The sequence below is a fragment of the Rhodococcus sp. P4_B6 genome, assembly GCF_056402215.1.
Window position 1 is genome coordinate 1 of the sequence record NZ_JBFUHV010000254.1, and the last position, 9,305, is coordinate 9,305.

Genomic DNA, 9,305 nt, shown 5'->3' on the forward strand with positions numbered 1-9,305 from the left:
GGTGGACGCCGGAACGACGCTGCACCCCGGAGAGATCTACGACTCCAACGGAATCGCCCTCGCGTCCAGCGCCAGGGCCAACGGTGCCGAGGTCGTGTCGATCGCGCGCAGCGGCGACGACCCGGCCGAATTCCGGACCCTGCTCGCGGAGGCGACCACCACCGCCGACCTCGTCCTCACGTCCGGCGGGGTGTCGATGGGCGACTTCGAGGTGGTCAAGGAGACGCTCTCACCGCTCGGCGCGCACTTCGGGCACGTCGCGATGCAACCGGGCGGCCCGCAGGGCACCGCCGTCGTCGACGGCACGCCCGTCCTCAACTTTCCGGGGAACCCGGTCAGCACCCTCGTCTCCTTCGAGGTGTTCGCACGTCCCGAGATCCGGCGCGCCGCCGGGCTCCCGCCGACGGAACCCGAGGAACTGCCGCTCGCCGCGGCCGTCACCTCCATTCCCGGCAAGCGGCAGTTCCTCCGGGCGCGCCGCACCGACGCCGGAGTCGAACTCGTCTCCGGCCCCGGCTCCCATCTCGTCGCCGCGATGGCGTGGGCGGACGTCCTCCTCGACGTTCCCGCCGACGTCACCGCGCTCGACGCCGGCCAACTCGTGAAGGTGATCCCCCTATGAGCGACCTGACGCACCTCGACAGCGAGGGCCGCGCGCGCATGGTCGACGTGAGCGCGAAAGCGGACACGACCCGAACCGCGGTGGCCGCCGGGCAATTGGTCACCACCCCCGCGGTGATCGAACTGGTCCGGGCCGACGACCTCCCCAAGGCCGATGTTCTCGCGACGGCCCGGATCGCCGGGATCTCCGGGGCGAAGAAGACGTCCGAGCTGATTCCGCTCTGCCATCAACTCGCGCTGTCGTCGGTGAAGCTGGAGTTCGGGTTCACCGACACTGCGATCACCATCGAGGCCACCGCGAAGACGAAGGGCCCGACCGGCGTCGAGATGGAGGCCCTCACAGCCGTGGCGGTGGCCGGATTGACGTTGCACGACATGGTGAAAGCCGTCGACCCCGCCGCGACACTGGACGGTGTCCGGCTGCTCACCAAGGACGGCGGCAAACGCGGGCACTGGACGCGCGAGCAGCAGAGCACCGGAACGCCCACGGTGACAGCACGATCCGCGGCCGTACTGGTCGCCTCGACCGGCGGGGCCAAGGGCACGCGGGAAGACACGACCGGCCCGGTGATCGCCGCGTGGCTCGAGGAACGTGGCTTCACCACCCTGGGTCCGCTCGTCTACGCGGACGCGGACATCGCGGCCGGACTCGCCGACGCCCTGTCCGGGAGCCCGGCACTGATCATCAGCACCGGCGGCACCGGGGTCTCCCCCACGGACGCGACCCCGGAGGCCACCCGCGCGGTGCTCGACCGCGAACTGCCCGGCGTGGCCGACGCCATCCGGAACCGCGGCACGGAGGTGACCCCGCACGCCTCGCTGAGCCGCGGACTCGCCGGTGTGGCGAACGGCACAGTCGTGGTGAATCTCCCCGGCTCGCCGGGCGGGGTCAAGGACGGATTGTCCGTCCTCGACCCCATCGTCGATCATCTTCTCGCTCAGGTCGCAGGTGGAGGTGCGCACGATGCCTGACATTCTCGCCCAGATCTCGGATCAGCCGCTCGATCCCGCCGTCGTCGACGCCGCCGTGGCCGGGCCCGAACACGGCGCCGTCGTCGTGTTCACCGGCGTCGTCCGCAATCACGATGGCGGACAATCGGTCTCAGCACTCGAATACCAGTCGCACCCGGACGCCGAACGCTTCCTCCGCACCGTCTGCGAGGAGGTCGCGGCCTCGTCCGGACTCCCCGTGGCGGCCATCCACCGGGTCGGATCCCTCACCGTCGGCGACCTCGCGGTGGTCGCCGCGGTCGCCGCTCCCCACCGCGCCGAGGCGTTCACCACGTGCGCCGAACTGGTGGAGCGCATCAAGCACGAGGTACCCATCTGGAAGCGGCAGAAATTCGCCGACGGGGCGTCCGAATGGGTCGGTCTGTGACTCCTCGGTCGGACCGGCCGGCCGTCACCAGGTAGACTCGCCATCACTAGATGACCACGACGGTCATCCAGCGTCGTAGAACGCATTCAGTTCGGTCACCCGAATCCTGTTGGATGTGCACCACCGCATCCGCTCTTCTTACGGCGAAGAAGCTTGCCGACCGGCAACGCCGCCAACCTGTGCTCGAGCTCCGACGGAGACCTTCCGTATCGGCCCTCCGGGCACAACCCTGTGCTCGAAAGGCCTGACCACTTGTCTGACACGAATACCCCCGACACGACGTTCGCCGCGCTCGGTGTCCGCGAACCGCTGGTGAAAGCACTCGCCGACAAGGGGATCACCTCCCCGTTCCCCATCCAGGTCGACACCCTCCCCGACACACTGTCGGGACGGGACGTGCTCGGCCGCGGCAAGACGGGCAGCGGCAAGACGCTGGCATTCTCCATTCCGATGGTGTCCCGCCTCGCGGGTGAACTGTCCGGCGGAAAGCGCCGGCCGGGCCGCCCGGTGGGCCTGATCCTCGCCCCCACCCGCGAGCTCGCCACGCAGATCACCGCAACCCTCGAGCCCCTCGCCGCCGCGTACGACCTGCGAGTCACCACGATCTTCGGTGGTGTCTCCCAAAACCGTCAGGTGAGCGCCCTCAAGGCGGGCGTCGACATTGTCGTCGCGTGCCCCGGACGGCTCGAAGACCTGATGAAGCAGAAGTTCGTGAGCCTCGACGCCGTCGAGATCACCGTGCTCGACGAGGCCGATCACATGGCCGACCTCGGCTTCCTGCCCGTCGTCACCCGCATCCTCACTGCGACCCCCCAGCAGGGGCAGCGACTGCTGTTCTCCGCCACCCTGGACAACGGCGTCGACAAGCTCGTGAAGCGGTTCCTGAAGAACGAGGTGCTGCACTCGGTGGACGAGGCGAACTCGCCCGTCGCGGCCATGACGCACCACGTGTTCGACGTGGACGGCGTCGAGGCCAAGCGCAAGCTGGTCGAGCGGCTTGCATCGGGCACCGGACGCCGCATCCTGTTCATGCGCACCAAGCACCAGGCCCGCAAGCTGGCCCGTCAGCTCACCGAGGCGGGAATCCCCTCGGTCGACCTGCACGGCAACCTGTCGCAGGCGGCCCGCGACCGCAACCTCGCCTCGTTCTCCGCCGGTGAGGCCCGCGTGCTGGTGGCCACCGACGTCGCGGCGCGCGGCGTGCACGTCGACGACGTCCAGTTGGTCGTCCACGTCGATCCGCCCGCCGAGCACAAGGCCTACCTGCACCGTTCCGGCCGCACCGCACGCGCGGGCAGCGCAGGCGACGTCGTCACGGTCGTGCTGCCCGAGCAGCGCAAGGACCTGGCCGTCCTCATGCGCAAGGCCGCGATCAAGGTGACCCCGGTCCGCAGCACCGCGGACTCCGCACACGTGCTCGACCTGGTCGGCGACATCGCACCGCACGTCGCGCCGGCCCCCAAGGCGGCACCGGCGTCGAACGGCGGCGGCGGACGCAATCAGCGGCCGGGCGGCGCCCAGGGCGGACGCGGCGGTCAAGCCGGTCAGGGCGGCCGCGCACACGGTCAGGGCGGCGGCGCACGTCGCTCCCGCTCGGGTGGAGCCGGACGCCCCCGCGCAGCCTCCTCCACGGGCGGCGGAACCCGCACGGCGTCCGCCGGCGGTTCACGCCGCCGTCAGGGCTAGAACTTCTCGAGGTGGACGGCGTCGGCCAATGGCCGGCGCCCCCGCCACCCGAAGCGCTCGAGGTCCGGCACCTGCTGGAACTCGGCGACCCTCCCCACGCACAGCCACGCGATGGGACGCACCGGCTCGGGGATGCCCAGCAGTTCGGTGAGATAGGGCTCGTCGTAGAACGACACCCAGCCGACGCCCACGTTCTCGGCGGCCGCGGCGAGCCACAGATTCTGGATCGCGAGCACCGCGGAGAACAGGCCCGTGTCGTCGACCGTGTGCCTGCCGAGGATGTGTTCGCCGCCGCGGCTCCGGTCGTACGTCACGACTACCCCCATTCCGCTCTCGCAGATCCCTTCGATCTTGATGGGGTCGAACGTCTTCTTGCGATCTTCGGGCAGCGACTCCGCGAACCGCCTGCGGGCGCCGGCCACGTGGTCGGCGAACGTGGTCAGCGTGCCGGTGTCGCGTACGACGACGAAATCCCACGGCTGGGTGTTGCCCACGCTGGGCGCGCAGTGCGCGGCGCCCAGGATGCGGTCGAGAACCTCCTCCGCGATCGGCTCCCCGGTGAACTCGGCCCGCACGTCGCGGCGGCGGCGGATCGCGTCGTACACCGACAGCGCCGGCTCGGGATTCGTATCGGGACTACACGCAGACTCGGTCACGCGGTCACGGTATAGCGGTGCACACCCAGCATCGCGCCGGGGTCCGCATCTTCGCCCACCGCCACGACGCAGCCCGCGAGCCGGGTCCGCACGTGCTCGCCCTCGATGTCGGCACCGATGAGCACCAGCTGGGTCGCCCGCTCCTCGCCGGGCTCCCAGCGCGTCGACGTGAATCTGATGTGCGGCCCGACGGTCTGCACCTCGAACTTTCGGGACTGCCCCGGCACCGCGAAATGCACGAATCCCTTGATCCGGTAGATCCCGACCGGTCGCTTCTCGAGGAACTCGACGAGCCGCCGCGGATCGATCGGCTCGTCCGAAGCGAAATCGACTGCCTCGTACGACGAATGCAGGTGGTCGTGGCCTTCGCAGTGGTCGTGCTGATCCAGCAGGAGCTGGTCGAGGGTGAGCTGCTCCCCCGGCGCCGGTTCACGCCCGGGTTCCCGGTCGAACAGCAGGGTGGGCTCGATCCGGCCGTGCGCGGTGGTGAGGACGGGCGCGCGGTCGTTGTAGCCGCGGACCATCGCCTGCACGGCGGCGCGCCGGTCGTCGTCGATGCGGTCCGTCTTGTTGAGGATCACGAGGTCGGCGAGCGTGACGTGCTTGCCGAGGTCCGGGTGCTGCTCGGACATGTCCTCGAACTGCTCGCCGTCGACCATCACGACGAGACCGCCGTACATCACGTGCGGGTTGGTGCTTCCGAGGACGAGACGAATCATGTTGCGCGGCTCGGCAAGCCCGCTCGCCTCGACGATGATCACGTCGATCTGCGACGCGGGATGCGCGAGGCGGTCCAGCATCTCGTCCATGTCACTGACGTCCACGGCGCAGCACATGCAGCCGTTGCTCAGCGACACCATGGAATCGACCTGGCCGGCCACCATCATCGAATCGATGTTCACGGCGCCGAAGTCGTTGACGATGACGCCGACCCGGACGCCGCGGTTGTTGCGCAGCACATGGTTGAGCAGGGTGGTTTTTCCCGAACCGAGGAATCCGGCGACGATGACGACGGGAATCCGCTTCTTCGCCAACGCTGCGACCTCCGTGGGACCTCGACGAGCTACCGGGCGCCCATCCTAACGCCCGGCACCCGGGCGCGCGTCAGCCGACCGCGGCGAGGATCGCCGCGTCCACGTCGGCGGCGGGCGCCATCGGCAGCGTGTGGTGGGTGACTCCGGGGATCGTCGTGACCGTGGCCGACGGGAGCAGCCGCCCGACGTTCTCCGCGACCCTGCCCGCGTCGTGCGCCCGGCTGCCACCCGCCAGCACCACCGTCGTGGGGACGGTCAGGCCCGCCAGCGCGTCGGCTGTCGGACGCGACGGCACGACGAGCGTGGTGCGGCCGAACGCGGCCGCCCCGAGCGCGGTGACGCCGAGCCACCGCGGGTCGACTCCGGCACCCGCCGTCTCCCAGCGGATCAGCCTCCGCTGCCGTCTCTCCGTCGGCCGGATGAGCACCGGCGCCGCGTGGAGCAGGTACCGCGCGCTCAGGCCCGCAAAGCAGGACGTCGGGTCGAGCAGCGCCAGACGGTCGACGCGACGGGAATCGTGCAGTGCGTAGGCGAGCGCGATCATCGCACCGTACGAATGGCCGACCACCGCCGGCGCCGTCACCCCGAGGTGGTCGAGCACCGCGTCCAGCCACTCGAACAGGTCCGGGGCGGTGCGCAGCGGTGCACCGTCGTTCGCACTGCGCCCCACATCGCCCATGACGTCCACCGCGAGCACCCGGTGACTGCGGGCGAGCGCCGCGACGTTGGCGACCCACACGGTCGACGTGGCCCCTCCGCCGGGAAGCAGCAGCAGCGGCGCCCCCGACTCCGGTCCGCACACGTTCACCCGGGTGGACCCGAACGGTGTGGGAACGTCGACGGGTGTGACGTCCACCGGCCAGTCGGCCAGCAGCGAGTCGTAGGCGCGGACGAAGTCGCCGACTGCCGTCATCGCATCCTCCTCGAAATATCTCGATAATCGAGATACTAGACAATCGAAGGAAAGGTCGCAGTAGATTGCGGAGCGTGGACCCGGACGAAGGCGCACAGACAGTGCACCGGCTGCGTGCACTCGCAGTGGAGCTGAACCTGCTCGGTGCCGAATTCGCGCAACTGCACGGACTGCACACCACCGATCTCCGCGCCCTGATCTGCATCCTCGACGCCGACCGGGCGGGCCTCGCCGCCACACCCGGATGGCTCGGAGGCCAGCTCGGCATCAACTCCGCCTCGGTCACCGCCCTGCTCGACCGCATGGAGAAGGCAGGCCTGATCCGCCGCGACCGGGACGCCGACGACCGCCGCAGGTGGTTGCTCGCGGTCACACCCCGCGCCGTCGATCTCGGTCAGACGTTCTTCGGGCCGCTCATCCACCGGACGGCCGCCGTCCTCGACGACTTCGACGCGGTCGAAAAAGCCACCATTTCACGGTTTCTCGACGGCGTGAACCGCGCGGTCGCCGTCGAACGCCAGGCCGGCCCTCAGCGCACGGACGGGGCGGAGTCGAGGTCGCGAACCCGGCGCGCGGGCGACCCCGCGTAGAGCCCGTTCGGCTCGCAGTCGCGGGTGACCACGGCGCCCGCCCCCACGACGCACCCTTCGCCCACCGTCACTCCGGGAAGGATGATCGCGCCCGCGCCGATCCAGCACCCGTCGCCGATCACGATCGGACGGTCGACCACGCGCCCGCCCCGGCCGGAGCTCGGACCGATCTCGTGGGTGCTCGTGACGAACTGGACGCGGTGCCCGACGGCGACCTGCCTGCCGAGCGTGATGGGCGCGGTGCCGTCGAACAGGACGCCGCGGTTGACGAAGGTCCCCAGCCCCATCGTGACGTCCTTGCTGCCGAAATAGCAGCCCGAATAGATGCCGGCTCCCCACACTTTCGCTCCCGCGGCCATCAGCAGCAGGACCCGCAACCACACGGGGACGAACGCGGAGGCCTGGACGATGGTGACGAACCGCATCCCGTCACCCTAGCCCCGCGGAGCACGTTCGCGATCGAGGTTTGCTATTAATTAACTATTTCACCGCACGAAACTGCACGGTGCGGCGTACCATGTGGGCGCCATCGAAAAGCACGAGGGGGGAACCGTGAGACAACTGGATAGCGACGGATTCGCTGCGCTGATGGAATCCATTCCCCACGCGATCAGCGTTCACGACCGCGAACGAAACGTCGTGTTCAGCAACCCCGCCTGCGCGGCCCTGATCGGCTACGACGCCGACGAATTCGCGGACCTCGATCACGAGCAACTGTTCCACCCCGACGACGCCGCACTGTGGGGCACCATGCTCGCCCGGGTACTGAGCCAGGAAAGCCCCAGCGCGACAGCACATCTGCGCATCCGGCACCGGGAGGGCCACTGGATCTGGGTGCTCGTCGCGGCGTCCACGTTCACCGCAGGCACCGAGAGACTGGTCGCCCTCGTGCTCCAGGACGAGTCCGACACGATCTGGGGCAACCCCACGGCCGCGAGGCAGCCGATCCGATAACCGTCCGCTCACCGGCCGTCGTCGGAACCGCCGCAGCACGGCGGAGTCCGAACGGTGGCGCCGCATCGCCGGCAGAAATGGGTGCGGTGCCCACCGTTGCTGGACGTCGCACACCCGCACACCTCCCACCCCACCAGGCACGTATTCGCGGCCAGCGGGTGCCCGTTCGGGCAGCACCCCGGCGCGGTCTCGGTTCGGGCGGCCACACGTCGAATCTACCCGGCAGTCGAACAGATGTGCGAATCGCTGCCCGAAGCGTCACATGTAATTGCCGGGCGAACCGTCCTCCTGGCCGTCCTCCCGCTCCACCAGGAACCAACTCCCGGGGGCGTAGATCAGCTCCCGCGCGGCGCGGACGATGACGAGCGCCCCGGACTCGTGGATGCTGTAGCTGTCGTCGTCGCCGAAGTCGGTGACGGCGAACTCCGCCAATTGGTCGAATGAGCGATGCGTCACAGTGAATGTCATGACGCCAGTGTCCCACCGGGACAAGAGGGATGAATGAGGAAAGCCCCCCACCCGCATCGTCTGCGGATGAGAGGCTTCTCTCGAAAGTGGAGCTAAGGGGACTCGAACCCCTGACCCCCACACTGCCAGTGTGGTGCGCTACCAGCTGCGCCATAGCCCCGTATTCGGTTGTTCTCCGCACTCGGAATGACTTCCTCCGTGCTCGAAGAAAGTTACACCATTGCCGACCGGGCCAACAAATCGCCTGGTCAGGGGCGCTTCGTGCCCGTGCGTGGTTAACGAGTCCAGACACTCGTCAACCACGCACGGGCGGCGGAGCCGCCTACAGCTGCGACACCCAGTTCTCGTTGGACAGCGCGTCGATCACGGTGCCGTCCTCGACGACGGCGGGCGTGCCGGTGGCACCGCTCGCGGCGAGGGCCTGACGGCCCGCCTCGGCGTGCGCCCGGGCCTGCTCGACCTTCGCCCCGGTGGTGATGCACTCGGCGGCCGCGTCGGATGCTCCGGCGTCGCGGGCGATCTGCGCGAGTTCCTCGTTGGTGTGATCGGAGCTGCCGTTCTCCTTCGGCTGGTTCGCCGGCGAGAACAACGCCGCATGGAATGCCGAATACGCCACGGCGTCACCGGTTTCGGCGACGCACTCGGACGCGGCGACGGCGCGGGTGGAGTAGTCGCCGGTGGCCGAGAGCCGGTCGAGGAAGTTCAGGACGTGGTAGCGCACGGCCACCTTGCCGTCGTCGATGGACTGCGCGAGTTCCTGACCGTTCTTGTTCTCGAGCTCGGCGCAGTACGGGCACATGGGATCTTCGAACAGGTCGACCGTGGTGGCCGCATCCGGCCGGCCGAGGAGCACGACGCCGTCACCCTGCAACGCCACCTGGACCTCGGAGTTCTGGACCCCGCCGTAACCGTCGTTGCGCGGCTTGCTGCGGTTGCTCTGCCAGATCACACCACCGATGACGAGTACGGCGATGACCAGTACGGCGAGCCCACCGAGAATGTAGG

At 69.2% G+C, this 9,305-nt stretch carries 12 protein-coding genes and 1 tRNA gene; 6 read left to right on the plus strand and 7 right to left on the minus strand.

Annotated elements, in window-relative coordinates:
- The 4 genes from AC1DWT_RS47065 to AC1DWT_RS47080 all read left to right on the plus strand — a co-directional run.
- On the plus strand, window positions 1-622 hold a 622-nt coding region (locus AC1DWT_RS47065; RefSeq protein ID WP_477925898.1), incomplete at its 5' end, for a molybdopterin molybdotransferase MoeA.
- Window positions 619-1,593, plus strand: a complete 975-nt coding sequence (moaCB, locus tag AC1DWT_RS47070) for a bifunctional molybdenum cofactor biosynthesis protein MoaC/MoaB (RefSeq protein ID WP_378677181.1) — start codon at window positions 619-621, stop codon at window positions 1,591-1,593. The genes AC1DWT_RS47065 and moaCB, both read left to right, overlap by 4 nt.
- Window positions 1,586-1,999 (plus strand): molybdenum cofactor biosynthesis protein MoaE, encoded by a 414-nt coding sequence (locus tag AC1DWT_RS47075; RefSeq protein WP_087556627.1) that lies wholly within the window; start codon window positions 1,586-1,588, stop codon window positions 1,997-1,999. The genes moaCB and AC1DWT_RS47075 overlap by 8 nt, the downstream gene beginning before the upstream one ends.
- A 252-nt stretch (window positions 2,000-2,251) precedes the next feature.
- Window positions 2,252-3,685, plus strand: a complete 1,434-nt coding sequence (locus AC1DWT_RS47080) for a DEAD/DEAH box helicase (RefSeq protein ID WP_174705451.1) — start codon at window positions 2,252-2,254, stop codon at window positions 3,683-3,685.
- On the opposite strand, the gene bluB is transcribed toward AC1DWT_RS47080, so the two are convergent.
- The 3 genes from bluB to AC1DWT_RS47095 form a co-directional block, all read right to left on the minus strand.
- Window positions 3,682-4,341, minus strand: coding sequence for a 5,6-dimethylbenzimidazole synthase (gene bluB / locus AC1DWT_RS47085; protein WP_072937701.1), 660 nt, complete (start codon window positions 4,339-4,341; stop codon window positions 3,682-3,684). The two genes, AC1DWT_RS47080 and bluB, sit on opposite strands and share 4 nt — an antisense overlap.
- Window positions 4,338-5,375 (minus strand): CobW family GTP-binding protein, encoded by a 1,038-nt coding sequence (locus tag AC1DWT_RS47090; RefSeq protein ID WP_072937700.1) that lies wholly within the window; start codon window positions 5,373-5,375, stop codon window positions 4,338-4,340. The genes bluB and AC1DWT_RS47090 overlap by 4 nt, the downstream gene beginning before the upstream one ends.
- A 70-nt stretch (window positions 5,376-5,445) precedes the next feature.
- Entirely contained in the window at window positions 5,446-6,288 is an 843-nt protein-coding gene (locus AC1DWT_RS47095) for an alpha/beta fold hydrolase (protein ID WP_206015258.1), read from the minus strand.
- A 65-nt stretch (window positions 6,289-6,353) separates the two neighbouring features.
- On the opposite strand from AC1DWT_RS47095, the gene AC1DWT_RS47100 reads away from it, so the two are divergent.
- Entirely contained in the window at window positions 6,354-6,878 is a 525-nt protein-coding gene (locus AC1DWT_RS47100) for a MarR family winged helix-turn-helix transcriptional regulator (RefSeq protein WP_072937698.1), read from the plus strand.
- Here AC1DWT_RS47100 and AC1DWT_RS47105 read toward each other — a convergent pair.
- Entirely contained in the window at window positions 6,818-7,303 is a 486-nt protein-coding gene (locus tag AC1DWT_RS47105) for an acyltransferase (RefSeq protein WP_072937697.1), read from the minus strand. The two genes, AC1DWT_RS47100 and AC1DWT_RS47105, sit on opposite strands and share 61 nt — an antisense overlap.
- 127 nt (window positions 7,304-7,430) lie before the next feature.
- Between AC1DWT_RS47105 and AC1DWT_RS47110 the strand changes: the two genes are divergently transcribed.
- Window positions 7,431-7,832: a PAS domain S-box protein gene (locus AC1DWT_RS47110; protein WP_241031547.1), complete on the plus strand. Its 402-nt coding sequence runs from the start codon at window positions 7,431-7,433 to the stop codon at window positions 7,830-7,832.
- Between the two features lie 258 nt (window positions 7,833-8,090).
- Here AC1DWT_RS47110 and AC1DWT_RS47115 read toward each other — a convergent pair whose 3' ends face one another.
- The 3 genes from AC1DWT_RS47115 to AC1DWT_RS47125 form a co-directional block, all read right to left on the minus strand.
- Window positions 8,091-8,300 (minus strand): hypothetical protein, encoded by a 210-nt coding sequence (locus AC1DWT_RS47115; RefSeq protein ID WP_011598322.1) that lies wholly within the window; start codon window positions 8,298-8,300, stop codon window positions 8,091-8,093.
- 87 nt (window positions 8,301-8,387) lie between these two features.
- Window positions 8,388-8,460, minus strand: a tRNA-Ala gene (locus AC1DWT_RS47120).
- 162 nt (window positions 8,461-8,622) lie between these two features.
- On the minus strand, window positions 8,623-9,305 hold a 683-nt coding region (locus AC1DWT_RS47125; RefSeq protein WP_477925899.1), incomplete at its 5' end, for a DsbA family protein.

Excerpts from the sequence above, each read along its gene's own strand:
- AC1DWT_RS47105 (WP_072937697.1), bottom strand. The coding sequence starts at position 7,303 with ATGCGGTTCGTCACCATCGTCCAGGCCTCCGCGTTCGTCCCCGTGTGG.
- AC1DWT_RS47075 (WP_087556627.1), top strand. The coding sequence starts at position 1,586 with ATGCCTGACATTCTCGCCCAGATCTCGGATCAGCCGCTCGATCCCGCC.
- moaCB (WP_378677181.1), top strand. The coding sequence starts at position 619 with ATGAGCGACCTGACGCACCTCGACAGCGAGGGCCGCGCGCGCATGGTC.
- AC1DWT_RS47095 (WP_206015258.1), bottom strand. The coding sequence starts at position 6,288 with ATGACGGCAGTCGGCGACTTCGTCCGCGCCTACGACTCGCTGCTGGCC.
- AC1DWT_RS47115 (WP_011598322.1), bottom strand. The coding sequence starts at position 8,300 with ATGACATTCACTGTGACGCATCGCTCATTCGACCAATTGGCGGAGTTC.